At 42.9% G+C, this 26,654-nt stretch carries 35 protein-coding genes; 6 read left to right on the plus strand and 29 right to left on the minus strand.

All coding sequences use genetic code 11. The features are described 5' to 3' along the window. Genes ciss_RS01870 through ciss_RS01885 form a run of 4 tightly spaced genes read left to right on the plus strand, consistent with a single transcriptional unit; the run spans nt 1 to nt 2,577 of the window. A complete protein-coding gene (locus ciss_RS01870) occupies nt 1-210 on the plus strand; it encodes a 4Fe-4S binding protein (RefSeq protein WP_077177389.1) in 210 nt (69 codons plus the stop codon). A gap of 3 nt (nt 211-213) precedes the next feature. Further along, nucleotides 214-1,275 (plus strand): 3-methyl-2-oxobutanoate dehydrogenase subunit VorB, encoded by a 1,062-nt coding sequence (locus ciss_RS01875; RefSeq protein WP_075864622.1) that lies wholly within the window; start codon nt 214-216, stop codon nt 1,273-1,275. Further along, nucleotides 1,275-2,018, plus strand: a complete 744-nt coding sequence (locus ciss_RS01880; RefSeq protein ID WP_075864623.1) for a thiamine pyrophosphate-dependent enzyme — start codon at nt 1,275-1,277, stop codon at nt 2,016-2,018. The genes ciss_RS01875 and ciss_RS01880 overlap by 1 nt, the downstream gene beginning before the upstream one ends. Nucleotide 2,019: 1 nt before the next feature. After that, nucleotides 2,020-2,577, plus strand: a complete 558-nt coding sequence (locus ciss_RS01885) for a 2-oxoacid:ferredoxin oxidoreductase subunit gamma family protein (protein WP_075864624.1) — start codon at nt 2,020-2,022, stop codon at nt 2,575-2,577. Between the two features lie 40 nt (nt 2,578-2,617). Here the strand turns inward: ciss_RS01885 and ciss_RS01890 are convergent, their stop codons facing one another. From ciss_RS01890 to ciss_RS01920, 7 genes are all read right to left on the minus strand, one after another. Next, nucleotides 2,618-3,025: a cobalamin B12-binding domain-containing protein gene (locus ciss_RS01890; protein ID WP_028051350.1), complete on the minus strand. Its 408-nt coding sequence runs from the start codon at nt 3,023-3,025 to the stop codon at nt 2,618-2,620. A gap of 13 nt (nt 3,026-3,038) precedes the next feature. After that, complete coding sequence (locus tag ciss_RS01895) at nt 3,039-4,691, minus strand: acyl-CoA mutase large subunit family protein (protein ID WP_075864625.1); 1,653 nt, start codon at nt 4,689-4,691, stop codon at nt 3,039-3,041. A 27-nt stretch (nt 4,692-4,718) separates the two neighbouring features. Then, nucleotides 4,719-6,356: an AMP-binding protein gene (locus ciss_RS01900; protein WP_075864626.1), complete on the minus strand. Its 1,638-nt coding sequence runs from the start codon at nt 6,354-6,356 to the stop codon at nt 4,719-4,721. A 115-nt stretch (nt 6,357-6,471) separates the two neighbouring features. Next, on the minus strand, nt 6,472-7,053 hold the full coding sequence (locus ciss_RS01905) for a cob(I)yrinic acid a,c-diamide adenosyltransferase (protein WP_075864627.1): 582 nt from the start codon (nt 7,051-7,053) through the stop codon (nt 6,472-6,474). Then, nucleotides 7,053-7,994, minus strand: a complete 942-nt coding sequence (meaB, locus tag ciss_RS01910) for a methylmalonyl Co-A mutase-associated GTPase MeaB (protein ID WP_075864628.1) — start codon at nt 7,992-7,994, stop codon at nt 7,053-7,055. Before meaB ends, ciss_RS01905 begins: the two co-directional genes overlap by 1 nt. A gap of 111 nt (nt 7,995-8,105) precedes the next feature. After that, complete coding sequence (locus ciss_RS01915; RefSeq protein WP_075864629.1) at nt 8,106-9,107, minus strand: phosphatase PAP2 family protein; 1,002 nt, start codon at nt 9,105-9,107, stop codon at nt 8,106-8,108. A gap of 107 nt (nt 9,108-9,214) precedes the next feature. Beyond that, the gene (locus tag ciss_RS01920) at nt 9,215-9,640 is read right to left on the minus strand and encodes a ferritin-like domain-containing protein (protein ID WP_075864630.1); all 426 of its coding nucleotides are present in this window, start codon (nt 9,638-9,640) and stop codon (nt 9,215-9,217) included. A gap of 159 nt (nt 9,641-9,799) precedes the next feature. Between ciss_RS01920 and ciss_RS01925 the strand changes: the two genes are divergently transcribed. Further along, nucleotides 9,800-10,039: a glutaredoxin family protein gene (locus tag ciss_RS01925; RefSeq protein WP_075864631.1), complete on the plus strand. Its 240-nt coding sequence runs from the start codon at nt 9,800-9,802 to the stop codon at nt 10,037-10,039. A gap of 46 nt (nt 10,040-10,085) precedes the next feature. Here ciss_RS01925 and ciss_RS01930 read toward each other — a convergent pair whose 3' ends face one another. The 18 genes from ciss_RS01930 to mltG all read right to left on the minus strand — a co-directional run bounded on the left by ciss_RS01930 (nt 10,086) and on the right by mltG (nt 21,712). Then, a complete protein-coding gene (locus ciss_RS01930) occupies nt 10,086-10,466 on the minus strand; it encodes a rhodanese-like domain-containing protein (RefSeq protein WP_077177391.1) in 381 nt (126 codons plus the stop codon). Nucleotides 10,467-10,480: 14 nt separating this feature from the next. Beyond that, nucleotides 10,481-10,795, minus strand: coding sequence for a mercuric transport selenoprotein (locus tag ciss_RS13935; RefSeq protein WP_501161874.1), 315 nt, complete (start codon nt 10,793-10,795; stop codon nt 10,481-10,483). Next, complete coding sequence (lgt, locus tag ciss_RS01940) at nt 10,779-11,537, minus strand: prolipoprotein diacylglyceryl transferase (RefSeq protein WP_369689001.1); 759 nt, start codon at nt 11,535-11,537, stop codon at nt 10,779-10,781. The genes ciss_RS13935 and lgt overlap by 17 nt, the downstream gene beginning before the upstream one ends. Further along, nucleotides 11,530-11,991 carry a cytochrome c-type biogenesis protein gene (locus ciss_RS01945; RefSeq protein ID WP_075864634.1) on the minus strand — a complete coding sequence of 154 codons (462 nt, stop codon included), beginning with the start codon at nt 11,989-11,991 and terminating at the stop codon, nt 11,530-11,532. Before ciss_RS01945 ends, lgt begins: the two co-directional genes overlap by 8 nt. A gap of 22 nt (nt 11,992-12,013) precedes the next feature. After that, a complete protein-coding gene (locus ciss_RS13655; protein ID WP_268874187.1) occupies nt 12,014-12,301 on the minus strand; it encodes a CC/Se motif family (seleno)protein in 288 nt (95 codons plus the stop codon). 147 nt (nt 12,302-12,448) lie between these two features. After that, entirely contained in the window at nt 12,449-13,729 is a 1,281-nt protein-coding gene (gene trxB / locus ciss_RS01950) for a thioredoxin-disulfide reductase (protein ID WP_075864635.1), read from the minus strand. Between the two features lie 27 nt (nt 13,730-13,756). After that, complete coding sequence (locus tag ciss_RS13220) at nt 13,757-13,900, minus strand: hypothetical protein (RefSeq protein ID WP_166503965.1); 144 nt, start codon at nt 13,898-13,900, stop codon at nt 13,757-13,759. A gap of 51 nt (nt 13,901-13,951) precedes the next feature. Continuing rightward, nucleotides 13,952-14,644, minus strand: coding sequence for a DUF5714 domain-containing protein (locus ciss_RS01955; protein ID WP_075864636.1), 693 nt, complete (start codon nt 14,642-14,644; stop codon nt 13,952-13,954). Between the two features lie 2 nt (nt 14,645-14,646). Continuing rightward, nucleotides 14,647-16,005, minus strand: coding sequence for a radical SAM/SPASM domain-containing protein (locus ciss_RS01960; RefSeq protein WP_075864637.1), 1,359 nt, complete (start codon nt 16,003-16,005; stop codon nt 14,647-14,649). Nucleotides 16,006-16,140: 135 nt separating this feature from the next. After that, entirely contained in the window at nt 16,141-16,764 is a 624-nt protein-coding gene (locus ciss_RS01965) for a methyltransferase domain-containing protein (protein WP_235837225.1), read from the minus strand. Continuing rightward, on the minus strand, nt 16,765-16,956 hold the full coding sequence (locus tag ciss_RS01970; protein WP_075864639.1) for a 4Fe-4S binding protein: 192 nt from the start codon (nt 16,954-16,956) through the stop codon (nt 16,765-16,767). Nucleotides 16,957-16,992: 36 nt separating this feature from the next. Continuing rightward, nucleotides 16,993-17,316, minus strand: coding sequence for a thioredoxin (trxA, locus tag ciss_RS01975; protein WP_075864640.1), 324 nt, complete (start codon nt 17,314-17,316; stop codon nt 16,993-16,995). A 15-nt stretch (nt 17,317-17,331) separates the two neighbouring features. After that, the gene (locus ciss_RS01980; protein WP_075864641.1) at nt 17,332-18,066 is read right to left on the minus strand and encodes a class I SAM-dependent methyltransferase; all 735 of its coding nucleotides are present in this window, start codon (nt 18,064-18,066) and stop codon (nt 17,332-17,334) included. Nucleotides 18,067-18,102: 36 nt separating this feature from the next. After that, nucleotides 18,103-18,306, minus strand: coding sequence for an FmdB family zinc ribbon protein (locus ciss_RS01985; protein ID WP_075864642.1), 204 nt, complete (start codon nt 18,304-18,306; stop codon nt 18,103-18,105). Between the two features lie 71 nt (nt 18,307-18,377). Continuing rightward, nucleotides 18,378-19,151 carry a helix-turn-helix domain-containing protein gene (locus ciss_RS01990; protein ID WP_075864643.1) on the minus strand — a complete coding sequence of 258 codons (774 nt, stop codon included), beginning with the start codon at nt 19,149-19,151 and terminating at the stop codon, nt 18,378-18,380. A 116-nt stretch (nt 19,152-19,267) separates the two neighbouring features. Further along, the gene (locus ciss_RS01995; protein ID WP_075864644.1) at nt 19,268-19,483 is read right to left on the minus strand and encodes a DUF4911 domain-containing protein; all 216 of its coding nucleotides are present in this window, start codon (nt 19,481-19,483) and stop codon (nt 19,268-19,270) included. Then, a complete protein-coding gene (locus tag ciss_RS02000) occupies nt 19,476-20,687 on the minus strand; it encodes a peptidase U32 family protein (protein WP_075864645.1) in 1,212 nt (403 codons plus the stop codon). The genes ciss_RS01995 and ciss_RS02000 overlap by 8 nt, the downstream gene beginning before the upstream one ends. Before the next feature lie 11 nt (nt 20,688-20,698). Beyond that, a complete protein-coding gene (gene mltG, locus ciss_RS02005) occupies nt 20,699-21,712 on the minus strand; it encodes an endolytic transglycosylase MltG (RefSeq protein ID WP_075864646.1) in 1,014 nt (337 codons plus the stop codon). Nucleotides 21,713-21,823: 111 nt separating this feature from the next. Here mltG and ciss_RS02010 point away from each other — a divergent pair, with 111 nt between their 5' ends. Continuing rightward, nucleotides 21,824-22,336 carry a hypothetical protein gene (locus ciss_RS02010; RefSeq protein ID WP_075864647.1) on the plus strand — a complete coding sequence of 171 codons (513 nt, stop codon included), beginning with the start codon at nt 21,824-21,826 and terminating at the stop codon, nt 22,334-22,336. Here ciss_RS02010 and murJ read toward each other — a convergent pair. From murJ to ciss_RS02030, 4 genes are all read right to left on the minus strand, one after another. After that, nucleotides 22,314-23,852 carry a murein biosynthesis integral membrane protein MurJ gene (murJ, locus tag ciss_RS02015; RefSeq protein ID WP_075864648.1) on the minus strand — a complete coding sequence of 513 codons (1,539 nt, stop codon included), beginning with the start codon at nt 23,850-23,852 and terminating at the stop codon, nt 22,314-22,316. The two genes, ciss_RS02010 and murJ, sit on opposite strands and share 23 nt — an antisense overlap. Further along, nucleotides 23,853-24,836 carry a UDP-glucose 4-epimerase GalE gene (gene galE, locus ciss_RS02020; protein WP_075864649.1) on the minus strand — a complete coding sequence of 328 codons (984 nt, stop codon included), beginning with the start codon at nt 24,834-24,836 and terminating at the stop codon, nt 23,853-23,855. A 20-nt stretch (nt 24,837-24,856) separates the two neighbouring features. Next, complete coding sequence (locus tag ciss_RS02025) at nt 24,857-26,254, minus strand: VanW family protein (protein WP_075864650.1); 1,398 nt, start codon at nt 26,252-26,254, stop codon at nt 24,857-24,859. A gap of 114 nt (nt 26,255-26,368) precedes the next feature. Further along, nucleotides 26,369-26,650, minus strand: coding sequence for a DUF1292 domain-containing protein (locus ciss_RS02030; protein ID WP_075864651.1), 282 nt, complete (start codon nt 26,648-26,650; stop codon nt 26,369-26,371). Between the last annotated feature and the right edge of the window lie 4 nt (nt 26,651-26,654).

Below are 26,654 nucleotides of genomic sequence, written 5' to 3' on the forward strand. Positions count from 1 at the left end.
TTGCCAAAAATAATTTACGATCAAAATCTCTGCAAAGCCTGCGGTCTTTGTGTGGAATTTTGTCCGGTTAAAGCCATAACCTTTACCGCTAATTTAAATGAAAAGGGCTACCGCGTCTTAAGCTTTGACCAGGAAGTTTGCACCGCCTGCGGTACCTGCTATCGCATGTGCCCGGACCTTGCTATCACGGTCCAGAGGGAGGGAAAATAAACGATGGAAACGGTATTAATGAAAGGCAATGAAGCGCTGGCCGAAGCAGCAATTAGAGCCGGATTAAAAGTTTATTTTGGCTATCCCATCACCCCCCAAAACGAAGTTGGTGAATATTTAGCCAAACATCTTCCTCCGGCCGGTGGCACCTTTTTGCAAGCCGAAAGTGAAGTTGCGGCTATTAATATGGTTTACGGAGCAGCCGGCGCCGGCGTTAGAACCATGACTTCCTCTTCCGGCCCGGGAATTAGTCTAATGCAGGAGGGAATTTCCTACCTTGCTGCAGCAGAACTCCCCGCTGTAATTGTCAATATGATGCGGGGAGGTCCCGGCCTTGGCGGCATCCAGCCTTCGCAATCGGATTATTTTCAGGCCACCAAAGGCGGCGGTCACGGCGACTACCGTTTAATTGTCTTAGCTCCTTCTTCGGTTCAAGAATTATACGACCTTACCATGTTAGCCTTTGATTTAGCCGACCACTACCGAAATCCGGTTATGGTCCTGGGCGACGGTTTACTGGGACAAATGATGGAGTCGGTTACGTTAAAACCTTATATCCCTGCTTTTCCCTTGGAAGAAAAAACCTGGGCCACCCGTGGACGAAAGAACCGGGAACCCAACATTATAAACTCCCTGTACCTTGATCCGGAAAGATTATTCAGTCACAACCAAAAACTCTTTAAAAAATACCAAGAAATTGCCGAAAAAGAAGTCCGGGTAGAAGTAATTAATGAAGAGGCTGAATTTTTCTTTGTAGCCTATGGCTCCTCAGCCCGGATTTCTTTAAAAGTAATTGAACTTTTAAAGGAAAAAGGTATCAATGCCGGGTTAATCAGGCCGATAACCCTGTGGCCTTTCCCTTATACCGTAATTGCCGAAAAAGTTAACCAGAGTAAAGGATTTATGGTAGTGGAAATGAGTATGGGGCAAATGGTCGAAGATGTCGAACGGGCAGTAAAGGGCCAAAAACCGGTTTATTTTTACGGCACCGCCGGCGGTATTGTCCCCTCACCCCAGAAAATTTTTCAAAGAACCTTAGAAATCCTTGAAGGGGGGCAGGAATAATGGCAGAAATTTTAGCCCGGCCGGAAAGCTTAACCAAGGTACCCTTTCATTATTGCCCGGGCTGTACCCACGGTATCGCCCACCGTTTAGTAGCGGAAGTCATTGACGAACTTGGATTGGCGGAAAAGACCATTGGCGTTGCCTCCGTAGGCTGCTCGGTTTTAGCCTACGACTACTTTAACCTTGACATGCAGCAAGCTGCCCACGGGCGAGCCCCGGCGGTAGCTACCGGAATTAAAAGGGCACTGCCGGATAGAATTGTCTTTACTTATCAGGGAGACGGTGACCTGGCTTCTATTGGCATGGGAGAAATCGTTCACGCCGCCGGAAGGGGAGAAAATATAACGGTAATCTTTATTAATAACTCCATTTACGGCATGACCGGTGGGCAAATGGCCCCCACTACTTTAATGGGCCAAAAAACCACTACCACCCCCGAAGGGCGCACCAAAGATAACGGCTTTCCCCTCAAAGTCTCGGAAATGCTGGCCACTTTAGATGGGGTAGCTTATATCGCCCGGGTAGCGCTCTCTGACCCCGGTCAGGTTATAAAAGCTAAAAAAGCGATTAAAACCGCCTTTACCGTGCAAGAAAAAGGGCTGGGCTTTTCCATGGTTGAAATCCTCTCCACCTGTCCGACCAACTGGGGCTTAAGTCCGGTAAACGCTTTAAAATATGTCAAAGAAACGATGACCCGGTATTATCCTCCGGGGGAATTTAAAAAACCGGAAGGGGAATGGTAAAATGGAGTTTATCTTTGCAGGCTTTGGAGGTCAGGGCATTATGGCCATGGGCATGCTGTTAGCCCATGCTGCCATTAAAGAAGGTTTTAATAGTTCGTTTATCCCTTCTTATGGCCCGGAAATGCGAGGGGGTACTGCCAACTGCAGTGTAGTGATAGAAAAAGGGTTCATTGCCTCACCGATAGTTACCGAGCCCGATGTACTGGTGGCAATGAACTCCCCTTCGTTATTAAAGTTTAAAGATACGGTAAAAAAAGGTGGACATCTTTTTATTAATAGCTCTCTTATCGCCTCCATCCCGACAATAAAAAGTGATATCCATATCCATAAAATACCAGCCAACGAACTTGCTCTTAAAATCGGCGAATCCCGGGCTTCCAATATGGTGATGTTAGGTGCAGTTTTAGCCGTAACCAACCTGATTTCCTTGGAAACCGCTCTTCTTAATTTAAACTATATTTTTAAAAATAAACCGGAAGTGCTTGCCGTAAACGAAAAAGCCCTGAAAATTGGCTTTCAAAGTTTAAAAGAAAACAAGGTAAAAACAGCAGTAATCTAAAAAAACCCCCGGCTAAAACCGGGGGCTTTTAATTTACTCTTTAATATTCTTTCGGTTTTACATTTTTCCGCACCCATTCAATAATCTCCTCTAAAGGGGTTCCCGGGGTAAAGAGCTCGGCAGCGTACCCTTTTTCTATCAGTTCCTTTTTATCATCGTCCGGTATTATTCCGCCCCCCATGACGATGATATCTCCCGCTCCCTTTTCCTCCAAAAGTTTTTTTACTTTGGGAAAAACGGTCATATGGGCACCGGATAAAATGCTGATACCCACCACATCAACATCTTCCTGAATGGCTGCCTGGACGATTTGTTCGGGGGTCTGGTGCAATCCGGTATAGATGACCTCCATACCCGCATCCCGAAGCGCCCGGGCCACCACTTTGGCGCCGCGATCGTGACCATCCAGTCCGGGTTTAGCTACCAGTACTCTTATTTTCCGTGCCATTTTCTCCCCTCCCTTAGAAAATCGGCTTTTCTTTGTATTCCCCAAATACTTCTTTTAAGCTTTGAATAATTTCCCCTTCGGTGGCATAAACCCGAACCGCATTTAAAATATACGGCATTAAATTATCCGTTCCCCGCGCCGCATCTTTTAATTCCCGCAGGGCAATTTCCACTTTTTCATTATCCCGGGTAGCCCTTAAGGATTTTAACTTCCGTTTTTGCCGCTCTTCCACCTCGGGATCAATTTTCAAGATCGGAATGTCGATCTTTTCATCTTCTTCTACGTATTCATTGACTCCCACGATAATCCGTTTTTTCCGCTCCACCGCCTGCTGGTAACGATAAGCCGCATCGGCAATTTCCTGCTGGAAGAAACCTTTGTTGATGGCTTCAATAACTCCTCCCAGTTCTTCAATTTTCTTGAAGTATTTTTCCGCTTCCTCTTCCATTTTATCGGTTAACGCTTCCACATAATACGAACCGCCCAGGGGATCAATGGTGTTAATGACACCGGTTTCGTGGGCAATTATTTGCTGCGTTCTTAAAGCAATGGTTACCGCTTTTTCCGTAGGCAGAGCTAAAACTTCATCCATGGAGTTGGTATGGAGGGACTGGGTACCTCCCAAAACCGCCGCCAAAGCTTCAAAGGCAGTACGAACGATATTATTTTCCGGCTGCTGGGCGGTTAAGCTGCATCCCGCCGTCTGGGTGTGAAATCTTAACAACCAGGACCGCGGATTCTTAGCTCCATACTTTTCTTTCATCCGTCGGGCCCAGATGCGCCGGGCCGCTCTAAACTTAGCTATTTCTTCAAAGAAATCCATGTGCGAATTAAAGAAGAAGGAAAGTCTCGGAGCAAACTCATCTACATCAAGGCCGGCTTTAATTCCCGCCTCCACATAAGCAAAACCATCGGCCAAGGTAAAAGCTAATTCCTGAACTGCCGTGGCTCCCGCTTCTCGAATATGGTAACCGGAAATGCTGATCGTGTTCCACCTGGGCACGTGCTTGGCACCGTAAGCAAAGATATCGGTGATAATCCGCATGGACGGCTCCGGCGGGAAAATCCAGGATTTCTGCGCTATATACTCTTTTAAAATATCGTTTTGGATGGTGCCGGAAAGCTTTTCCGAAGGTACCCCCTGTTTTTCGGCACAGGCAATATACATTGCCCAGAGAACCGCTGCCGGACCATTGATGGTCATCGAGGTGCTCACCTTGTCAAGGGGAATACCGTCAAAAAGCTCCTCCATATCTGCCAGGGAGTCAATCGCTACGCCGCAGCGTCCCACTTCTCCTTCGGCCCGCGGGTGATCCGAGTCATAACCCATAATAGTGGGCATATCAAAAGCTACCGATAAACCGGTCTGCCCTTTGGCCAAAAGCATTTTGTACCGTTCATTGGTTTCCTTGGCAGTGGCAAAGCCGGAAAACTGACGGAAAGTCCAGACCTTCCCCCGGTACATGTTGTAGTGGATTCCCCGGGTAAAGGGATATTCCCCGGGGAATCCTAATTTTTCCAGGTAATTGTGCCCCTCCAAATCCAGTGGTGTATAAAGGCTTTTTATCGGTTCACCGGAAATGGTAACAAAATCTTCATCTTTATCGGGGCATTTTTCCTGGTACTTCTTCTGCCACTCTTCATAAGCTTTTTTTAAATCATCCATAAATCTCCCTCCCTTTTCTACGGAAAATTATTTCTTTTTACCGAGCTTTTTGGCCCACTCCCTTTCCCTCAACTCCACCCGCCGGATCTTACCGGAAACGGTTTTGGGTAATGCATCGATAAATTCAATCTCCCGCGGATACTTGTAAGGGGCGGTAACTTTCTTCACATGCTCCTGCAGTTCTTTAACCAGTTCCTCCGACGGAGAATATCCCGGAGCCAGTACCACAAACGCCTTGACAATTTCTCCCCGTATTTCATCGGGGCTTGCCACAACCGCCGCCTCGGCCACCGCCGGATGCTCTACCAAAGCACTTTCCACCTCAAACGGTCCTATCCGGTAGCCGGCAGCCAGGATAACATCATCGGCCCGGCCCACAAACCAGAAGTAACCATCCTCATCTTTAATAGCCCGGTCGCCGGTTAAATACCAATCGCCCCGGAACACCTCGGCGGTTTTATCGGGATTTTTCCAGTACTCTTTAAACAGTCCCACCGGCCGCTCCGGTTTAACTTTAATGGCAATATTACCTTCCTTACCGGGCGGCAGTTCGTTCCCTTCATCGTCAATTATAGAAACATAATAACCGGGCGCCGGTTTCCCCATTGAGCCAGGTTTTACCTCAAAGCAGGGGAAGTTCGCCACTAAGATGCAGGTTTCCGTTTGTCCGTAACCATCCCGGATGGTTAGCCCCGTTGCTTCCTTCCACACTTTGATTACCTCGGGGTTTAAAGGTTCGCCAGCAGCAACGCAATGGCGTAAATGAGGGAACTTATACTGTTTTAAATCTTCCAGAACAAAAACCCTGTAGGCGGTAGGAGGACCACAGAAAGTCGTTATAGGATATTTCGCTAAAAGTTCCAAAGTTTTTTTAGCGTCAAATTTACCTACCGAATGGTGGACAAAAATTGCTGCACCGCAAATCCACGGTCCAAAGAAGCTGGACCAGGCCGCTTTTGCCCATCCGGTGTCTGATATATTCCAGTGCAGGTCATCGGGAGTTAAATCCAGCCAGTACTTTCCGGTAGTATAATGGCCTATCGGGTAACTGGCATGAGTGTGCACAGCCATTTTGGGATAGCCGGTAGTTCCCGATGTGAAAAAGATAATCGCCGGGTCATCGCTTCTTGTGTTTACAGTTTCATACTCCGGACTAAATTTAGCAATCTCCTCGTTAAAGGAAAGCCAGCCGTCTCTCTTGCCCACGATTACGAGATGTTTTAATACCGGTAACTCTCCTTTAATTTCTTCCACCTTGGGAGCATTATCCTCATCGGTAATTAACATAACCGTTTCCGCTGTTTCCACCCGGTATTTAATATCCTTCGAGGTCAGCTGAGTAGTCCCCGGAATAAAAACTATTCCAGCCCGAATTGCCGCCAGGTAAATTACCCACCATTCCGGTAATCGCGGCAAAATAACTAAAATTCGGTCCCCCTGCTTAACCCCGAGTGAATTAAAGAAATTGGCTGTCTGTTTTGATAATTCTGAAAATTGTTTAAATGTAAAACGTCGTTCATTGCCCAAATCGTCGACCCAGAGCATAGCAAGTTTATTTGGATCTTGAGCCCAGACATCAAAAGTATCCCGGGCAAAATTGAAATACTCGGGCACCTGGTGCCGAAATTCACGGTAAGTTTTTTCATAGTCTACCATGTTTGGCATAAAAAACCCCTCCTCTAAAAGTATTACTACTTTTAGTTATAATCCAAAACGTCGCTGATTCCAATAAACTTACCGTGAACTGCAATTTTTAGGGGTTAAACGGTTGATTTTCCCGTTAAAACTCAACCCCCTTTCGGGAAGTAAGACCAAGCTCAGTAAAAGGATGCTTCTCTTCTGCAAAATAAGTAATATAGTCGGCATAAGACTTAAGGTAAAGCGGCGCTTCCCGTCCGGTAATTATCATTTCAAGATTTTCTTTTCTTTTTATCTCTTTAAGAAAAGATGTTAAACTCTCTTCAGCAATTAAATCAATCTTTGCCGCTAATGCTAATTCATCCATCACAACCAACCGGTAGGAAGAAGCATTAATTTGAGCTTTGGCCCAGAAAAATCCTTCCCGAAAAAGCTTTTTATCTTCCTGGTCCGGATTTTTAAGGTTTACGTGGCAAAGGTTACAGTTATCCATTACCGGACAGGATTTTATTCCCGTTTTAATTAACGAGGCATAAGGGCAGCTTTTCCCAAGGCAATATTTTTCAATGTCCAGTTTTTTCAGCGCTTCAAATTCCCCGTAAAACCCTTCTCCTTTTAGAAAACCAAAGTAAGCTACCTTAAATCCATGGCCGTAAGCCCTTAAAAGCATTCCCAGTGCCGCGGTACTTTTTCCTTTTCCCGGCCCATAATAAAGATGGAGCATTACCTTCTTACCCCCAGCCGTTTTAAGAGCTCTTCAGAAGCCGCCTGCGGCGGAATTTCCTTGCGGTTTACCCTGTCAATTAAAAGTTTAATATCTTCTTCCGCTAATAAAACCTTAAGTTTCTGGTAAAGGGTGTTCATGGCTATTTCGATAATTTCCCGCTCCCGTCGTTCCTGGCGCCGCTTTTCCAACTCAGAGCTTTCCGCCAAAAAGGCAAAGTGTTTTTTTATAAGTTTTAAAAGCTCTTCCAGACCTTCGCCGGTAGTGGTAGACGTTTTAATTACCGGAGGACGCCAGACCAGTTGCTCACCTTTTAAGTCTAACATAGCATTTACATCCGTTACCATTTTCCCGGCACCGGGTAAGTCCGCTTTATTAACCACAAAAATATCGGCAATCTCCATAATACCCGCCTTTATGGTTTGAATACTATCGCCGGCAGCAGGAGTTAAAACCACCAAAACGGTGTCCGCCACATGCATAACATCCAGTTCGCCCTGACCCACGCCAACAGTTTCCACAATTATATAATCAAAACCAAAGGCGTCCAAAACTTTCACAACATCTTTGGTGGCTGCTGAAATTCCACCAAGGCTTCCTCTACTTCCCAGACTGCGAATAAATACCCCTTCATCCAGCGCATGGTTTTGCATGCGAATTCTATCCCCTAAAAGAGCTCCGCCGGTAAACGGGCTTGAAGGATCTACCGCTACCACCGCTACCGTTTTCCCTTCCCGCCGCAGAAGTTCGATTAAACTATCGGTTAACGAACTTTTTCCCGCCCCCGGAGCCCCGGTAATCCCAATGATCTGCGCTCTACCGGTATGGGGATAAATTTCAGCTAAAACTTCTTCTTTTTCCGGCCCGTTATTTTCCACCAAAGAAATTATCCGGGCAAGGGCCCTTTTTTCTTTTTTCCAGTACTGTTTTAGTAGTTCCATCTCCTCACCCTGCTTTCAATAATATTTTAATATTTTGACTTTTCTTAAAATACTATATGCTTTCGCTATTTTTTTTTAAATTCCTGCCTTTAAAAGAAAATTCCGGCTTAATTATAGCCGGTCGGTAAATTCCTTGAACTCATTTTTAAAAACATCATACAAACTTTTCAGCTTGGTTGCTGCTTTTTCCTGAAGCTCCATGTAACTCACCTGCTGTTTCAAGTAAGCATAATATTTTTCCGCATGGGGTGCCCCATTAATCAGTCCGCCAAGAAAAAAGACTATTGCTAAAAAAGCAAAAGCTAATTTTTTGTAAAAATTTACCATAATTTCCCGCTCTTCTATTTGGTAGGTGTAAAAATAAACCACCCCAACTCCCAAAAAGATGCCTGCGATAATGTCAATTATCCAGTGAATTCCCAGGTAAATGGTGGAAATCACTATCAAGCCCGTGGAAACCCCCAGTACACCCGTAAGCCTTTTATCTCGAAGTTTAAAAGCTAAATAGAAAAAGCTAACCGAAAGGGCAGTGTGGAGACTGGGAAAATTGTTATTAATTCCGGAAAAGGAGCGGTACTCCACATTAAATTGGGGGTAGTATTTCTCTATTAAAAGTTTAATTCCCGGGTGAATCGACCAGGCTTCATATACCGGCAGGTTAACATAAAAAGGCATCGCCACTAAATAGTTGATAAGATAAATATAAAAAAGTCCGGCAATTATCGTTTTGTTATCTTTTATTAAACCGTAATAAAGGATAGCTACAAACAAAACCGGAAAAAGAAAAACGTAGACATAGCTCAACAAAAATACTAACCAGGCGGGCTGAAAGCTCTGTAACTTAATAATCAAGGGAGCTTCAATTTTGGCAATAAAGTACGAATAAAGGTAAGAAGAAGGAAAACCACTCTCCCCTTTTAATTCCAGCACATCCAAAAGCAAGAGAAGAAGAATCCCCAGGAAATATAATAAATACTCCCTGGTAGTTAATAAGCGTTTCAGGGAAACAAAAAGGCTTTTCAGATACCCTCTAAATCCCCCGTGTAAAATAACCGTTAAGAAAAAAAAGGAAAAAAAGCTTAAGATAATTTTCCCAAAATAACTTCCAAACACTGCAGTCCCCCATCCACGGAAGTAATTTTTTATCTATAACTAAGTTTATATTAACACTTCCTGAAATTGTCAAGAAAGAAAAAAGCCCGGGGTTACCCGGACCTTTTTTATTTAAAGTACCTATCCAGTAAGCCTTTCAATGCCCGGGCATGTCTTGCTTCATCCCGGGAAGATTCGTCCAATGCATCATGTACTTCATCCAAACCTAATTCTTTGGCTTTTTTAGCTGCTTCTTTTTTACCTTTATTGGCTTCCATTTCACCTTTCAGCATTTTTTCGATATTTTCTTTGGTACTGGAAGAAATTTTGCCGGCAAGTTCGGCAAAACGGGCAGCATGCCAGGCTTCTTCCAAGGCAATTTTTTCGAGAACCCGCGCTACTTCCGGCAGTCCTTCCCTTTCCGCCTGCCGGGCCATTGCCAGATATACTCCTACTTCATAGGTTTCACCTTTAAACTCACCTTCAACCGCCGCTAAAACCTCAGAGTCTTTTGCAACCCCGATTTGGTTTTCATTAATAAGCTGTAAATCCATTAACCATCCCTCCATCGATTTATTATTAATAATAATTACTATTTACATTTACTATTTTAAAAAACCATCTCACTTCTGTCAATAGCCCTGTGGTAAAATTTTTTTCGGTATCATTTTTCCCTTCTGCAAGTTATACTATGAGTAAAGGAGGTCATAGACATGGCAAAAATTGAGTTATTCAGTACCCCTACCTGTCCGTATTGCCGCGCAGTGCGAAATTTCCTGCAGGCAAAAGGGTTAAATTTTACCGATTACGATATTACAAAAGACCTTGATGCCTTTGAGCGGATGTTTAAAACTACCGGCTATACCACGGTACCTACATTGATTATTAACGATAAAGAAGTTATTATCGGTTTGGATGAAGAAAGAATTTTAAAAGCGGTAAACACGCTCTAACTGACAAAAAAACACACTCGCACCTTTTTTGGCGCGGGTGTGTTTTTTACTTTTCCAATTCATAGGGCCAGTTAGCAATGCCCCCTTTTAAATTGTAAACATGCTTGTAACCTTTACTCACCAGCATCTGGGCAATACTTGCCGAACGGCTTCCGGTTTCACAAACCACCAAAATCTCTTGTTCCTTATCAATGTTTGGTAACTGCTGTTCCACTTCTCCCATAGGAATATTATGGGAACCGGGGATACGCACTTCGGCGTATTCATAAGGTTCTCTAACATCCATAATAAAAAGCATTGGATTTTCATCAATCAGTTTTTTGGCTTCACCGGGCTCTAAATCCTTATAACCTGCTTTTAAGCATCCCGTCAAAGCAAATAATAGCAAAACTATTATTGTCCAAAATACATATTTGCTCTTTGGCAACAAAACCCCTCCCCTTAAAAGGTGAATAAATTTAGTAAGGTATAGCGATAAGTATAAGTTAATACTATCACAACCAGAACGGTTGCCGACCAGAGGACTATTTTGTTTAATTTTGAACTTTTGCCTTTAAAATATGTTTCATAAAAGGCGTAACCTAAGAAAACAAAGGTAATAACCAAAAAGAAACTCCGGTAAGGGGCCAACGGCGCAAAAAACGAAAAAGACGCTCCTCCCAGACCCAGGGAGGCCAATATTACCGGTCCCACTCAGGTAATGCACCCCAAAACCGCAGTAATAACCGAAAGAATACTGCTAATTCTCTCCCTCATTTCTCCCCAACACCTTCATCATGATAAGGCTAAAGAAGATTAAACCTGCGCTTAAAAGCTGTTCTAAGCGAAAGGGGCCAACCCAGAAGCTATCCATCCGAAAACCTTCCACAATAAACCTTCCTACCGAATACCAGAGAAGATATTTCAAAAAGATTTCGCCACTATATCTTTGTTTTTTACGGGTTAGCCAGAGATATAAAAACACCCCCAGATCCCAGATGGATTCGTATAAAAAGGTGGGATGGCGCCAGGCACCGTCAATATACATAGCCCAGGGAAGATCGGTAGGATAGCCATAAGCTTCCTGGTTAAAATAATTCCCCCAGCGGCCAATTGCCTGCCCTAAAATTATGCTGGGAGCAAAAAGGTCCGCCAGTTGCCAAAAAGAATGCTTTTTTATCCGGGCGTAAACAACCCCCACCAGGATTGCCGCTAAAATACCACCGTGAAAGGCAAGCCCGCCATGCCAGATAGCCGGAATCTCGGCCGGATACTTGCTGTAATAATCCCAGTTCCAGAGGACGTACCAGATCCGGGCCCCAATCCACCCTATTGGAGCTCCGAGTAAAACCAAGTTGTAAATGTGATCCTCATGGATATTTTTCCGCTTGGCTTCTTTTAAAGCAAGATAAGTACCAATTAAAACACTTATCGCCATCAGAACTCCGTACCAGCGAATTTCCAGCGAGCCAATCTTTAAAGCAACTGGAGAAATGCCAATTGTTAGCCACTTATAAATATTTCTTCAGCTCCTTTTCCACTTCCATACTAAGGTCATCGTCCACCGGCAGCTCTTTTTTCTCCTCCACCTTTTCTTCCTTCCGGCGTTTTCTGACCACGGTGTAAACTAATACACCGCCGGCAACTATTGCAATTGCAGGCATAATCCAAACTGCCGCAAATACACCCGTTTTGGGGGGCTCCGCTAAAATTTTGGTACCGTAAAGGTTTGTGTAGTAATTTATAATTTCCTGTTTGGTTTTTCCCTGTTCCAGCATTTCTTTGATTTGATTCCGCATTTCTTCAGCGGAATCAGCAGGGCAGTCAGCAAGGTTCATACCACAAAAGTCCGGAGCCCAAAAACTATGAATTACATCATTTAAAACGTCTTGGTTTACTTCTCCCAGGGTTGGAAAACCACTCAACACCAGTAAAATTACTGCTGTCAAGATGACAATCGTTTTTAAAGGCAAGATAATACCCCCCTAAAAAATATTAAGCAAGATCAAGGCCATCAACCTCTAAGCGTTGAAACATCCACTTGCCTTCAAGGTAGATTTTAACCGGATCTTTAACCGCTATTGTATTTTTCGGCACATAAACCTTAATTCCTTCTACTTCATAAAGATTAAAAAATCTTTCATCCTGCGGTTTTCCCACAAACACGGTGGGTAGTTGCTGTACCGGGCATCACCCACCTCCGTAGGCCATAAACTCAATTCTAATGGTGTCATCTTTTCCTTCCAGGTATTTTTTAGCTTCCTCGGTAAATGTTATATTCATCTCCGCATCTCCCTTTCTTTAAGTCTCTTTATAACTTATAACATATCTAAGTTTAACGGGGGGTATTCAATCTTGTTATACCTATAAATTATTTTAAATTATTTTAAGGGGCACCCGCGGGGGTGCCCCTTTTCAATAATACTAAATTTACTTTTTACTGGCAAGATATCTCTCCACATTCACCGCCGCAATTACCCCATCCGCCGCAGCGGTTACCGCCTGCCGTACTGACTTCTGCCGTAAATCTCCTGCCGCAAAAACTCCCGGTATATTGGTCCGCATTTCTTCATCGGTAATAATATAACCCCATTCGTTCATCTCTACCTGTCCGGCAAACAAATTGGTTTTAGGTTGAGTTCCGATGTAAACAAACACCCCATCGGTAGGCACGGTAGAAAGTTCTTTGGTTTTCAGATTTTCAATCACCACGCCGGTTACATGTTTATCCCCAACAACCTTACGTACTTCCGAATCCCAGATAACTTTTATTTTGGGATTGGCAAAAGCTTCTTCCTGGGCAACTTTGGAAGCCTGGAAGTGGTCAAACTGATGAATAATTGTAACTTCGGTGGCAAAACGGGTCAAAAATACCGCTTCTTCTACCGCCGAGTTGCCACCGCCAACCACAACCACCTTCATGCCCTGGTACATAGCCCCGTCACAGGTAGCACAGTAGTGAACGCCGCGGCCCCGGAAAAGGTCTTCCCCTTCCGCCGGAAGTTTTCTCGGTTCCGCTCCGGTGGCTAAAATGATGGCCGGAGCTTCATAAATTTTATCTTCAGTCACTACTCTCTTAACATCACCGGTTAATTCTACTTTCAGTACTTCTTTTAAATCATCAACCTCTGCACCAAAAGACAAGGCTTGATTCAGCATATTTTGAGTAAGTTCCTTACCTCTGACCGTTCCGGAAGTTCCGGGATAGTTGGCAATATGGTATGTGGTAGCCGCCTGGCCTCCGGGAACACTTTCATCCACCACAATGGTTCTTAACTTGGCCCGGGCAGTATACAGGGCAGCACTTAAACCGGCCGGACCTCCCCCAAGAACAATAACATCATATTTAACCGTTTCCGGAACTTCCGGCAAAAGTTTCTGGCCAAAGGCTTTTTCCATGGCTTCCCTTAGCTGACGCTTGGAGATATACCCGGTAAGCCGCTCACCCACTTCCTGGCCGTTAACATAAAACAGGACAGTGGGGCTACCCTTCACTCCCAGCTTTTCAGCCAAAGGTCGGTTTTGTTGCCGGTAAATTTTAACAAACTTAAACTTATCCCCGTACTGGTGAGCAAGCTTTTCATAAGCCGGCGCTAAGGCCTCGCAGGGCGGACAATCTTCGGAATAAAAATCCACAATTACCGGAACATCACTTTTTAAAACCACTTCGTCAAACTGTTCTTGACTTAAATATATAACTTTTTCGCTCATTTTCCTCTCCCCCTTGAGTTAAAATTTTTAAAGCTTTTGCTTTATTTTTTCCAGGGTTTCGCAGTCCGGACATCCACTTGCTGCTCCCCCGGATTTACACGTATCTAAACAATGGTCAATAGCTTTTAATAAAACTTCTCTTTCTTCCGGTGTTAAAATTAACTCGGTCATTTAATTACCCCCTTATACGATTTTTTCTTATTTTTCCCGAAAATTTATCAATCATCCGGGGTAAAAGGGGCATTTTTCCTTTAAGCACTCTTTATTACGACGGCTAAACATACATTTAGGTGCGGTTAGCGGAAACCTTATTCCCGTAAGCTGTTCTAAGATTTTAGCTCCGTTTATTAAGCTTAAATAAGAAGTCCTTTTGCAGCATCTTGGGCCACCGATAGCGCCGATTTTTTCCAGGATTTTACCGGTAGCCCGGTTAGCATCCCCCCATCTTTCCCGGGACAACGGAGTATTACCAAAAATTATCGAAAAGGCAATTCCTGCACCCAGAGCTGCACTGCAGGCCCCCCAGAGCCCACAACTACCGCCGACTAACTGTTTAGCCCGCACCACCGCATCCCGAATGGCTTTGGGATTTTTTTGCCCGGTAATATTCTGATAAGCGGCAATTAAACTTGCTGCAGTTAAAGCATGGTGTTCTGGACCATGCAGGGGAAAACCCGGCACCTGGGTAAGATAATCAAAGATATCCACCGGGTTTTGCCAATCGGTGTTTTGACAAAAATTTATGATAGTCTTTAAATGTTCCCCCCGGTGGCAGTCACTGCAAACAAAATGTCCTTGACTGCACCCGGCCTGACTTAATTCTTTTTTTCCGCAGATGGTGCAGGTTTTCTCCTCCGGTTCCTCCTGGTAGGTAATCTCGGCACCGCAAATCAAACAGCCTTCGGTATACGCCATATTTAGTTCTCTCCTAAAGCTTTAATTTCTTTGCTGTAGTAATTTACTCCGATTTCCCAGAGCTCGCGAATTGGCCGGCAGTCCGGGGCTAAAACGGTTTTTTCCCGGTTGTAAGCAACGGTACCACAACCGCCCCCACACAAAAGGGCCACTTCGCATTCCCGGCATTTTGGGATAGTCAAAATTGATCGCTCTTGCCAGGGTTTGATTTTTTCTTCATCAAGGCGAACTTCCGGATAAAAGGTTCCTACCATGAACTCTTCCCGGCCTACATTGGCGGTGCAACCGTAAATCTTTCCCTGATAGTCAAAAGCCCACTCCTTTTTAAATGCCGGGCAGTTATCGTAAGTGGGAAAGGGCATCTCCCCGTTGTCCACCAAATACTTTACTCCTTTAAATTCCGGCAAGTGGAATTTTTGCAAAATCGGATATTGTTTAGAAAGCCTGGCATATTCTGCCCAGAGAGATAGGCGGTCATACAAGTTTTGACTCTGGTCCTGGCATTCGAACAGCTCGTAATTTCTTCCTATCTGGGTTTTAAACTTACTTTTGGGTAAATCCAAAAAGCCGTTTTCATCAAGAAGCTTAGCCAGTTCAACCAGGGTTATAAGATTGCTTTTATCCACTACAGCCCGCAGATTTATAGGAATCCCTGCTTCTTTTAAAAGAAGCATCCCCTCAAAAATCCGGTCAAAGGTTTTACCGCCACCTTTGGTAACCCGCCGCTGATCGTGAACTTCCGGTGGCCCGTCAACGGTAATTTGCACTTCTTTAATTACGCCCTTTATTAAAATTGGCATGTACTCCTTAAGGGCATAACCGTTGGTAACTATTGAAACTTCATACCCGTTAATTTTCGCTTGATAGAGAAAATAAGCTATAACTTCTTTTTGGTATTCCGAAGCAATTAACGGTTCACCGCCAAATAAAGTTAAAAACGGCTTTTCCGGCTCGTTTTTAAAATTTTGCTTTACGTAATTAAAAAAGGCATCCAAAACCTCTTTGGTTGGTAAATCTTTTTTATCTTTAATCCCCTGCTGAAAACAGTAACTGCACGCTAAATTACAGTTGTAAGTTGGTACAAAAAAAATCTGGGTAGGGGAGGTATTGTTTATCTCCAAAAATTCTTTAAAGGTTTCGGTTAATTTTTTCTCTTCTTCCTCTTTATCCTCATATAGATAACCTCTTTCCCGGAGGTAAGCGGTAAATTGCCAGTCAAAATTTTTAGAGGAGCTTTTTCTTAGCTCCTCTAAGATTTGGTAATCGCTTTCTTCCAGCAAATCCACCGCTCCGGAAAGAGGATTTAAAAGCAAGTAACTATCTTCAAAGGGTAAAATCAAGTTATATTTACTAAAGTACATATTCTCTCCTCTTTTCCGGGTGAAAATTAGTCGTGGCAGCCTGCAACCACCTTGGAGGTCTTGGAGCAGCACTGAGCGCAACCAAGGTTGTAATCACACTTTGCAGTTTGTTTTCTGGTAATAGCTTTCATGATTTCACCTCCTTTTCTTGGTACCTTTAATGGTAAGACTGGCAAAAGGATAGCCGTTTTTTTCGTATTCTCTTCTTTTTAAAATCTCCAGAGTAAACCCGGCGTCGATAATGTAGCGTAAGTACTTCGACTCTTCTTCTGCTCCGGCAAAACACTGGGCCCAGAGTTCCTCGTTGTTTTTTATTTCCGGTGGAAGTTCCACCAGACTAACCGGGTCGGATACAACAAAATAGCCGTCTTCCTTTAAAACCCGGTAAATTTCCCGGTAGACTTTTAACTTATCCCGGGCATGATTTAAAGCACAGTTGGAAATCACCACATCAAAGCTTTCCCCAACAAAAGGTAAGTTTTCTATTTCACCTTTGATAAAAACAACGTTTTTAACTCCCTGTTCCCGGGCTTTTTTTTGCCCCTTTTCTAAAAGTTTTTCGGTAATATCAAGGCCAACGGCAATTCCCGGAGCAACGATTTGGGCAGCTCTAATTGTTTCTCCCCCATTGCCGCATCCCAGGTCCAGTACTATCATGCCCGGTTTTAAACTTCCCATCGCTATATTATTGCCGCAGGAAAGTCCTTCACCCGATTCCTTTTCGTAACGAGCTATAATCTTTTCTAACAAGGCAATCACCTAATTGGTAAGCTCAATTGCGTTATACGGACAAAACTTGCGGCAGTATCCACAACCCTGACAGGAAGGGGCGATATAGTACTCATCATCTTCCTTAACTATAGCGTAAGCCGGACAATTCCTTTGGGGTTCGCAGACTTCACAGTTTTTGCACCGCTCGTAAATTATAACCGCTTGTTTTTTGGCAAACACCTTAGGACTCTCCCTTTTCTCAATTAAGCTGTTAACCTACTTTTTTAACGCTTTTTCTATTTTCTCGCGAAAGACATTTTCCGGCTGATAACCGATAATGGTATCAAGCACCTTTCCATCTTTAAAAATCATTACCGTAGGAATGCTCATGATTCCAAGCGCAATAGCCGTTTCCCGGTTTTCATCAACATTTAGCTTGCCAACTTTAACCTGACCGAGATAATCAATCGCCAGTCTTTCGATGATGGGGGCAATCATCCGGCACGGACCACACCACTCCGCCCAAAAATCCACCACTACCGGCATATCGGAATTTATCACTTCATCTTCAAAATTGGCATCGGTAAACTTTAAAACCATAACGATCTCCTCCTTTTATTCTTTTATCCCTATTATACCCCAGTGAGCTGCACTTACGTTCATCTTCTGCAGTAGCTTTAAGCCAGCTTTTTCAAGATAAGAAACTCCTTCCTCCACAGAAACTCTGTGGGCTACCGGAGGGCCAAATTCGGTTTCTTTCTTTTCCCAGTCAATAATTATTAGCTTACCTTGTTTTTTTATTTTTTTAGTCAATGCGGATAAAACCGCTTCTTTTTCCGCAAGCTCGTGCAGTACCATAGCTAAAAAAATTACATCAAACTCCGGAAACTCTTCCGGTAAACTTCCATCTCCGGGAACTAAAGCAGCTTTAACATTGGATAGTCCCGCTCTTAACACTTCCTCTTCCAGGTCTTTTAAAATTTCGGGGGAAATATCAACGGCATAAACCATCCCCGAGCTCCCGGTTCTTTTAGCAAGGGGTATGGTGAAATAACCTATTCCCGCACCGTAGTCCAAAATTATATCCCCCGGATTTACCGGAAGTTTTGCTACCGTTTCATCCGGTGGCAAAAGCATTTTCCTTTTTTCGTCTTTTAGCTTATGCCGATTTTTTGGATCAAAAACATGACTAGCCTGCTCTTCGGCAATAGCCTTTTTTAATTCAGCTATTTCGTCTTCTAATTCTTCTTTTTCGATAATCATCTCCGGTTTTACCGAATGAGCGGGCCAGCGGGCCAAAAGATCCTGGTAACGTTTTTCCAATTCTTTTAATTTCGCTTTTTTATCCATAATTTTTAGCCTCCCGGGCTAAACCGCTTATATTCCTCAGCCAAAAGAAGTACAGCCCGAACTTCCCGCACTCAAAGAACTACTACTTTGGCTTCCACCTATGATTCCAAATCCCGTTAAAAGCTGTTTGACGCGGTTACTTTCACATTTTGGGCAAACTACTTTATCCCGTTCGTTTATGGAAGCCCAGGCGGTAAATCTCTCACCACACTCTTCACAACGGAAGTCGTACCTTGGCATTTTTAACCTCCCTCCGACACTTTACGATTATAGTATAAATTTTTTTCGCTGTCAATAATATATGTGTAAAATTATTCTTCCATTACCCCTGATTTTTTAAACAGCTGGATAAAGTTTAAAATAAACTGAAGTTCCTTTTCATTCAAGGTACAAATACTGCTCAATAGCGATTGAACGTTGGGATTTAGCAAAAGCTCCCGTAATTCCGGACTCATTAAATTTAACATTTGCTCCGGAGAGGATTGTTCTAAAATAAAGTAACACGGGGTTGTTCCCAAAACTTCCGCTAATTTCTCGATAGTTTTTAGCGAAGGTTGAACTTTCCCCTGTTCTATCTGCCCAATTAATCCCGGAGAAACCCCCGCCTGACTGGCTAATTCCGCCTGGGTAAGGCCCATATCTTCCCTTAACTTTTTTAACTTGTAACCAAGAGAATGTTCCTTGCCCATTAAATCGGCTACCGATACTCCCAACTCTTCCGCAATTCGGCGTAAGGTGGCAACGGAAGGGTTAACCGTATCCCTTTCTATTTCACTTAAGTAAGAAACCGATATTCCAACCCGCTGGGCAAGTTCACTGATAGTAAGCTTTTTTTCTTCCCTAATCAGGCGAATTCGCTCGCCTAAAGTAAGGCTTACTTCCAATTGTTCGGTTTCTAAAATTTGTGCTTTATTAACGTTTAAAGCTTTGGCAATTTTGTCAATGGTTTTTAAGGACGGCTTTTTGGAACCCCTCTCAATTTCGCTCAAGTAGGAAATTGAAAGACCTGCTTTTTTGGAAAGTTCATTCAAGGTAAGCCCGCGCTCTTCCCTGAGTTCGCGTATTTTATTGCCCTTGACCGTCATTCCCCACACCTCTTTTTACATTTTTTGATTATACTATTATCTTATATTACTTATACTAAAATAGTCAACGATTTTTAGCGAAAATTTCGCTATTTACGTAAAAACCCTTACCGGCTTTATTCTTCACCGATAAGGGTTACCTTAATAGGCAATTTTTTTAAGGTTGAGATAAGTTCCGCTTTCATGGAGGAAGTAGCGTAAATAGCAACCCGGGCAATTTTCGGATCAAGGGTATGCCCAATGCCAAGGCCGTTAAACCCTTCTAAAAGAAAGTCTAAATAAACAATTTCGCTCGGGTTTACCTCAACGATCACCGTTTCCTTTTCACTCATTTTTAACCCCCCTGGGGATTTTGCGAATTAAACTGTATTTCGGTAGCGGCGGAAATCCGGCAAAATAAAAGCGCATCTGCGGATGGGGAGTTGAAGGTATTTCCCTTTGTTCTTCATCATAAAGTTTTTGCGCTATTCCTCTTACCGTGAGGCCGTCGGGAGTAAAGATTTCTATATAATCTCCCTTATCAATTTTCCCCCGTTGTTCCGCATAATTTAAGCCATCTTGAAAGCCCCAAACGATGCCCACAAATTCGTATTCCAGGGTATAGTTTTTATTATCCACCCTTCCCTGCTGCGGTTTTCCGTACAAAAAGCCTTTATTGTAAGGCCGGTGGCTTATTTTTAAAAGTTCGTCCTGCTTTTCCATTGATAGAGTTTTTCCCTCTAAAGCCAGGGTTAAAGCTTCTTTATAAATTCGCGCCGTGGTGGCTACATAGTGAACCGATTTCATCCGTCCTTCGATCTTAAAGCTATTTATCCCAATCTCCACCAATTTCGGCAGGTCCTCGATTAAAGAAAGGTCATAAGAGTTAAAGATATAGCTTCCCCGCTCGTCTTCTTCAATGGGAAAAAATTGCCCGGGAGCTTTTTCTTCATAGAGATGAAAAGGCCAGCGGCAAACCTGGGCACAATCCCCCCGGTTGGCATCCCGTCCGGTAAGGTAACTGCTTAAAAGACACCTTCCGGAGTAGGAAATGCACATGGCACCATGAACAAACATCTCCAGTTCCATTGCCGTATTTTGACGAATTTCGGCAATCTCCTCCAAAGTTAGCTCCCGCGCTAAAACTACTCTTTTGGCCCCCAGCTCTTCCCAGAATTTTACAGCTTCGATATTTGTCGTATTGGCCTGGGTGCTGATGTGGATAGGTATCTCCGGAAGATACCTTTTTACCAGACGAAAAACCCCCGGATCGGCCACAATTACCCCATCTGGTTTTATTTCGTTTAAAAATTCCAGATAAGCGGGTAGTTCTTTAAGATCTTGATTATGAGCATAAATGTTAATGGTAATGTAAATTTTACGGTCAAATTCCCGGGCTATTTCCCGGGCTTTTTTTAATTCTTCCCAGGAAAAATTGCCGGCTCGGGCCCGAAGCCCGTATTTGGGTCCGGCTAAATAAGCCGCATCGGCGCCATAGACAAAGGCAAAGATAAGTTTTTCCAAATTTCCTGCCGGAGCTAAAATTTCGTAGTTCACGGTATGACCCCTTAAGGCAGATATTTTTTCACGTTTTGCAAATGCTCCTCATAAGTTTTGGCAAAAGCATGATAACCATCCGGTCGGGCTACATAAAAAAGATAGTCGTGTTTTACGGGATTTAACGCCGCTTTAATGGAAGAAAGTCCGGGATTAGCAATGGGCCCGGGGGGTAATCCCCGGTATTTATAGGTATTGTAGGGCGATTCTATTTTTAAATCCTCTGCTGAAAGCCGTAGCTTATGGCGTCCCAGCGCATATTCCACCGTGGGGCAAAGCTCCAAGAGCATCCCTTTTTGCAAACGATTGTAAATTACCCCGGAAATCAACGGCCTTTCTGCTGCCCTTTTGGCTTCGAGCTCGATAAGAGACGCTAAAGTTAGCAGTTGATGCAAAGTAAATCCCCGTTTTTGGGCTTCTTTGATAAGGTTTTCCGCTTCAACAATACTGTTAAATTTTTTTAACATCTTACCGATAATTTTTTCTTCAGTATCGGTATAGGAAATTTCGTAAGTTGCAGGAAAAAGATACCCTTCAAGTTTATACTGGACATTTTCCGGTATTTCTTTCAAATAAGGATAATCATAAGGAGGATTTTTAGCCAAAGCTAAAACCTTTTTTTCATTAAAACCAAAACTTGCCATTAATTTTGCTATTTTGGCCACGTTGTAACCTTCAGGAACGGTAATTTTAAAAGTTAAACTTTTACCTTCCACTACCGTTTTAACAATTTCCGGCGTAGTCATGCTTTTCGTTAACGCATAGGTTCCCGCCTGTAATTTTAAATTCAGCCTGTGATAGCGAAGGTAAAGAAGAAAAGCCGTTTCACTTTTAATTAACTCTTTTTCCTTTAAAATTTGGGCAATTGTCTCCGGTGACATACCTTTTTTTACATTAACCACCACAAGTTTATGGTCGTCAGGATTTACAGGGGCCATGTTTTCCTGCCACCAGTACCAAAAGCCAAAAAAAACTGCCAAAACCGCTGTTATTAAAGCTATTATGCTATAAAGAAGTTTTTTCATCCTTTACCACTCTTTTCTCAACAATTTACCCGGAATTTTTTGCCACTCACAAATTTATGCTTTCAAAACTTTTTCCCGAAACCTATACTATCAAAAAAAGGAGGGATTGTTATGTTAGCTATTTACGTGGAAAATAGCCAGGAGTTTTTGCAAAAAACCTTTTCGGCTTTCTGGAAAAATCGTTTGGATTTACTACCCGATACCAAAGCTTTTACCCGAATCCTGCAAAAATACCAGGTAAGTCCTGAGTTTATTCTCTACCACCAGAACCTATTTTTAGGCGTTTTTGAAAAAATTAGCGAAGGAATTCTCTACAGCGAAAAAGCAGCCCAGGAATTACGGCTTATCTTTACCATGATTTTGCAGTATGAAGAAGATCTCAAAGATTTTCTCTTAACCCAAAACTCTACCTTAAAAACTCATCTCCTGAATTTTGGAACAGAAATTTATAACCTTACGTTAAATTTTGCCACCGAGCACGAAAACCGCTTAATAAGGGGAATTTGCATTCCCAGAGCAAGTGTAAGCTACGTAAAAATTTTGGAAAACCAGCGAAATATCATTTCTTTTTACAATCAGCAATTAAAAAAAGAATTTAAGTTTATAAAGAAAGCTTTGCCTTAAATTTCAAAAAAAGCTTCTTAATATATTTTACCTCTTCCACCCCAAAAACCACAAGCAAAGTAAAATACAGGGTTATTCCAAACAAAATAGCGGTAAATAAAGCAACGGTCCGCCCTTCAAATAACAACCAGTAGTATATTTTGTAAGCACCTATTCCCATTAAAAGAGAGGCAATTAATGATTTAAGAAAGAAGCTTTGCATTTCCCGGTCAAACAAATTGCCAAATTTTTTTTGGGCAAAATAAAAGAAGAGAACATTACTTAAAATTGCCGCAAAGCTTGTCCCCAAAGCAAGCCCCCGGTGGGCAAGAAAACGGACTAAAATAAGATTCACCCCGATATTCCCCAGAACCGCTAAAGCTCCCACTTTTAAAGGGGTAAGGGTGTCATTCTGGGCATAAAAAAGCCTGGTTAACACCGCATTGATTACGTAAAATACGATTGCTAAGCTATAAAAGAAAAGGGCGCCAGCCGTTAACTCGGTTGCCCGGGCATCAAAAGCCCCCCGTTCAAAAAGCACTGCCACAATGGGTGTTGCTAAAACCATTAGTCCCACCTGAGCCGGCAGGGAAATTACCGTGCTTAGCCTTAAGCCAAAGCGGGTGAGTTCTAAAAGCTTCGATTTTTCCCCCTGAGCCGCCAACGAGGAAAGACTTGGAAAAATGGCACTTGATACTGCCAGGGAAATCAAACCCAGTGGCAGCTGATAGAGTTTTGCCGCATAGTTTAAAGCAGAAATGCTGCCTTCAGCAAGGGAGGACGCCAGCATCCGGTCTACCAGTAAGTTAATTTGGGCAAAGGTAGTACCGATGATTACCGGCAAAAACATTTCCCAGGCCCTTATTACTGCCGGATGGTGGATATCTAAAACCGGCCTGAAATAAAAGCCTGTTTTCTTAAATGCCGGAAGCATAATTAACAGATAAATAGTCCAGCCGGCTAACGTTCCCCCTACCAGAGCGGTAATCCCCTGGCTTTTTCCAAGCAGCATAACTGCGGCTATCAAAATCACATTGTTTAATACCGGTCCCAAGGCCGGTGTAAAAAAGTGCTGATAAGCATTTAATACTCCGGTTAAAATTTGGGTTAAACTCATTAAAATTGCCAGAGGAAAAAGCCAGATGGAGAGGGTCCGGGCAAGTTTTAGAGTGTCCCCCTGAAATCCATAGCCAACAAATTTTATTAAAAAAGGAGCAGTAAAAATTCCTATAACCGTAATAATTCCCAGAGCCAAAAAAGACAGCGTCAGGATAGAGTTGGTAACATGTGTTGCTTCTGTATGTTTTTTTTGCGCCAGAAATTCGTTAATTACCGGTACAACTACCACCATTAGCCCGCCACCTATGAAACTGGCAAAAAACGTCGGGATAATTTGCGCTGCAAGATAAGCATCCACAAGCTTACTTGCCCCGAACACGGAAGCAATGGCCATTTCCCGGGCAAAACCTAAAATCCTGCTGGTTAAAGTTAAAGCCATTATTAAAAGGGTGGCTTTTAACACTATTTTCCTGGACATTTACCGGTCATACCCCCGGGGATTGTTTTTGTGCCACTTCCAGGCAGTTAGAACGATGGTTTTAATATCACCAAATTGGGGAGAAAAATTGAGTTCTTTCTGAATTTTTTCCGAAGAAGCCACCAGAACCGCCGGATCTCCGGGACGACGCTGGCCGTAACGAACTTTAACTTTTACCCCGGTAACTTCTTCTGCGACATTTATTATTTCTTTTACGGAAAAACCTTTCTGGTTGCCGAGATTATAAACGCCACTTTCGTCTTTGTTGAGTTTATTTAAAGCCAGAATATGGGCCTCGGCAAGGTCGTTTACGTGAATATAATCCCGGATGCAAGTACCATCCGGCGTGGGATAATCGGTCCCAAAAACCGTCAACTCGTCCTGTTCACCTAAAATTACTTTGAAAATCAGGGGAATTAAGTGGGTTTCCGGGTTGTGGTCTTCCCCAATATCCCCGGCGGGATCTGCCCCGGCAGCATTGAAATACCGTAAGGATACGTAATTAAAACCATGAATTTGGCGATACCACTCAAGGCACTGCTCAATTACCAGTTTGGAATAACCGTAAACATTGGTCGGCTTGTGAGGGAAATCTTCGGTAATCGGCCAGGTTTCCGGTTCCCCGTAAACCGCTGCCGTACTGGAAAATACTATTTTTTTGACATTAGCTTTAAGCATTACTTTTAACATACTTAAAGTTTTACCGATATTTTCCTCAAAATATTTTTCCGGCTGAACCATTGATTCCCCCACTAAACTTTGCGCCGCCAGGTGAATAACCGCTTGGATATCATATTTCTTGAAAATCTCCTTCAGGAGGTTTTCATCCCCGAAATCGCCCACAATAAGCTTTGCCCCTGTATCTACAGCTTTTTTATGCCCTTTGGAAAGATTATCCACCACCAAAACTTTTTCTTTTTTCAGGCATAACTGCCGAACTATGTGAGAACCAATATAACCAGCTCCACCGGTAACTAAAATCATCCAATCCTCTCCTCTAAATATTAATAAACATTTTCCGTTACCGAACTTTCTTTTGCAGAAGAGTTTGGAACTTTCCTGGTTCCTACCAGGATAATTTCATTCATTGGTTTATAGTAACTATCCCTCAAGTTTTCCACTTTTACTACCCGGCCGTTTTGGTAGACTATTCGCTGGGCTTTGGCATACTTGCCAGGGGCTCCTTCCTGTTTAACAACCTTTTTCCCTTCGGGAAGGCTTGAGTCTTTTACGATAATTGTCTTATAAGGAATAGTTTTCGTAACCCAGCTTTTAATCACCACGTGTTTTTTTAAGCTGGCATCCCCAAAGATTTTAAAGGTAATCCGATTGCCGTTAACGTAAGATTTAATATACAGGTAACAGGGCAGGTTATTTTTAAATTTAAAGTCTTTTCCCCCGTCGGTTACCGTCGCATCCCGACCCGGCGGCACATAAGCCACCGGCAGGGAATGGTTATGCCGCTCAACAATTGTTAAATCGGCCAGCAAAACCGCATTATAAAGAGTAGTGGATACCTGACAAACCCCACCACCCAACGCTTCTACCAACTGGTCCCGTATAATCACCGGGGCATTTTTATATCCTTCTTTGGCACTCCTCGGGCCCACCGTTTTATTAAAAGAAAACACTTCCCCCGGAGCTATTAAAATTCCGTTTAACTTACCGGCAGCTACTCCAATATTATAAGATCGGTTAACTTTCCTGACATCAAAGCTCGTGGTAAAACTTGCTAAAAGACCGGTTAAACGCATCTTTTTAATGTCTTCGGTGGTTTTATCCGGCAATACTTCTTTTAACTTTAAACCTACTTTTAGAGGATTTTCCAGTAAATTTGCCCGCACATCTTTTACAGCCTGGTCACTATCCAGCGCAATACCTGTTTTATGGGGAATTATGGTAAAAGTTTCACTGGGCAAAAGGCGAAACTCCGCGTTTTTGGGTTCGACATAGATTTCTTTGTTAATTTGGTCAAGTTTGGCAGAAAGCTTTTCTTCATCAAGTTGAATAAGATATTTAATATCAACTGCTTCTTCGTTTAATTGCCGTCTTTCCCTAATTTGCTTTAATAACGAACCTTGACGCCCTAATTTATAAGCTTTTTGGTACATTTCGGCGGTATTTAACGATATACCAAGGTCGCCTTTTTTATAAGTCCAGGTTTTATTCCCAAGGGTTAACACTACCGGTTGATTTTGAAGTTCGTTATTTAATTCCTCCAAGTAACTTTTAAATTCTTTAAAAGTCATCCCCCCTACCGGCTTACCTTCCACGGTCACGCCGTAGGCGATTTTCCCCCGGTAAGGCTTTATATAGGTATAGTAAGAAAAACCCACCATGCCAGCTAAAAGCATAACCACCAGGGCAATTGTTGCAATTAAAACAATGTAGGTCTTTTTCATCTTTCCCCCACCTAATCCATGCAAAGTTTACTATATAATACTACATTATTATACTACTTTTTTTCGTTTTTTCCTTTTTAAACACAAAAAAAGAAAGCTTTAAAAGCTTTCTTTTTACTCATCCGAACCTTCATCTTCCATTTTTTCGGTCCAGGCATCGGCAACCATTTCCCATTCTTCATCTTCCAGGTCTACCAAAATTTCGTTGCCATCCTCATCCACTTCTAAACGGAGAATTACCGCTTCTTCTTCATCTTCTAATTCATCTTCGTCTTCTTCCACTGCCGGAACCAAGATTGCGTACTTCTTGCCCTCAACTTCAAGAAGGTCAATAACGGCAAATTCAAATTCATTTTCTTCCTCATCAACGAGGGTAATTACTTCGCCCACTTCCATAAAT

The sequence above is a fragment of the Carboxydothermus islandicus genome, assembly GCF_001950325.1.
GTDB lineage: Bacteria > Bacillota > Z-2901 > Carboxydothermales > Carboxydothermaceae > Carboxydothermus > Carboxydothermus islandicus.

Excerpts from the sequence above, each read along its gene's own strand:
- trxA (WP_075864640.1), bottom strand. The coding sequence starts at position 17,316 with ATGGTTTTAAAGTTTACCGATGCCAATTTTGAAGATGAAGTGATAAAT.
- ciss_RS02010 (WP_075864647.1), top strand. The coding sequence starts at position 21,824 with ATGTTAGCTATTTACGTGGAAAATAGCCAGGAGTTTTTGCAAAAAACC.
- ciss_RS01895 (WP_075864625.1), bottom strand. The coding sequence starts at position 4,691 with ATGGATGATTTAAAAAAAGCTTATGAAGAGTGGCAGAAGAAGTACCAG.
- ciss_RS01995 (WP_075864644.1), bottom strand. The coding sequence starts at position 19,483 with ATGAGTGAAAAGGAAACGGTGATCGTTGAGGTAAACCCGAGCGAAATT.
- murJ (WP_075864648.1), bottom strand. The coding sequence starts at position 23,852 with ATGTCCAGGAAAATAGTGTTAAAAGCCACCCTTTTAATAATGGCTTTA.
- ciss_RS01890 (WP_028051350.1), bottom strand. The coding sequence starts at position 3,025 with ATGGCACGGAAAATAAGAGTACTGGTAGCTAAACCCGGACTGGATGGT.
- mltG (WP_075864646.1), bottom strand. The coding sequence starts at position 21,712 with ATGAAAAAACTTCTTTATAGCATAATAGCTTTAATAACAGCGGTTTTG.
- ciss_RS02025 (WP_075864650.1), bottom strand. The coding sequence starts at position 26,254 with ATGAAAAAGACCTACATTGTTTTAATTGCAACAATTGCCCTGGTGGTT.
- ciss_RS01955 (WP_075864636.1), bottom strand. The coding sequence starts at position 14,644 with ATGGCGTATACCGAAGGCTGTTTGATTTGCGGTGCCGAGATTACCTAC.
- ciss_RS01880 (WP_075864623.1), top strand. The coding sequence starts at position 1,275 with ATGGCAGAAATTTTAGCCCGGCCGGAAAGCTTAACCAAGGTACCCTTT.
- ciss_RS01925 (WP_075864631.1), top strand. The coding sequence starts at position 9,800 with ATGGCAAAAATTGAGTTATTCAGTACCCCTACCTGTCCGTATTGCCGC.
- ciss_RS01875 (WP_075864622.1), top strand. The coding sequence starts at position 214 with ATGGAAACGGTATTAATGAAAGGCAATGAAGCGCTGGCCGAAGCAGCA.
- ciss_RS01920 (WP_075864630.1), bottom strand. The coding sequence starts at position 9,640 with ATGGATTTACAGCTTATTAATGAAAACCAAATCGGGGTTGCAAAAGAC.
- ciss_RS01900 (WP_075864626.1), bottom strand. The coding sequence starts at position 6,356 with ATGCCAAACATGGTAGACTATGAAAAAACTTACCGTGAATTTCGGCAC.
- ciss_RS01985 (WP_075864642.1), bottom strand. The coding sequence starts at position 18,306 with ATGCCAAGGTACGACTTCCGTTGTGAAGAGTGTGGTGAGAGATTTACC.
- ciss_RS01960 (WP_075864637.1), bottom strand. The coding sequence starts at position 16,005 with ATGTACTTTAGTAAATATAACTTGATTTTACCCTTTGAAGATAGTTAC.
- galE (WP_075864649.1), bottom strand. The coding sequence starts at position 24,836 with ATGATTTTAGTTACCGGTGGAGCTGGTTATATTGGTTCTCACATAGTT.
- trxB (WP_075864635.1), bottom strand. The coding sequence starts at position 13,729 with ATGAGCGAAAAAGTTATATATTTAAGTCAAGAACAGTTTGACGAAGTG.
- ciss_RS01990 (WP_075864643.1), bottom strand. The coding sequence starts at position 19,151 with ATGACGGTCAAGGGCAATAAAATACGCGAACTCAGGGAAGAGCGCGGG.
- ciss_RS02030 (WP_075864651.1), bottom strand. The coding sequence starts at position 26,650 with ATGGAAGTGGGCGAAGTAATTACCCTCGTTGATGAGGAAGAAAATGAA.
- ciss_RS01980 (WP_075864641.1), bottom strand. The coding sequence starts at position 18,066 with ATGGATAAAAAAGCGAAATTAAAAGAATTGGAAAAACGTTACCAGGAT.
- ciss_RS13220 (WP_166503965.1), bottom strand. The coding sequence starts at position 13,900 with ATGACCGAGTTAATTTTAACACCGGAAGAAAGAGAAGTTTTATTAAAA.
- meaB (WP_075864628.1), bottom strand. The coding sequence starts at position 7,994 with ATGGAACTACTAAAACAGTACTGGAAAAAAGAAAAAAGGGCCCTTGCC.
- ciss_RS01885 (WP_075864624.1), top strand. The coding sequence starts at position 2,020 with ATGGAGTTTATCTTTGCAGGCTTTGGAGGTCAGGGCATTATGGCCATG.
- ciss_RS01905 (WP_075864627.1), bottom strand. The coding sequence starts at position 7,053 with ATGCTCCATCTTTATTATGGGCCGGGAAAAGGAAAAAGTACCGCGGCA.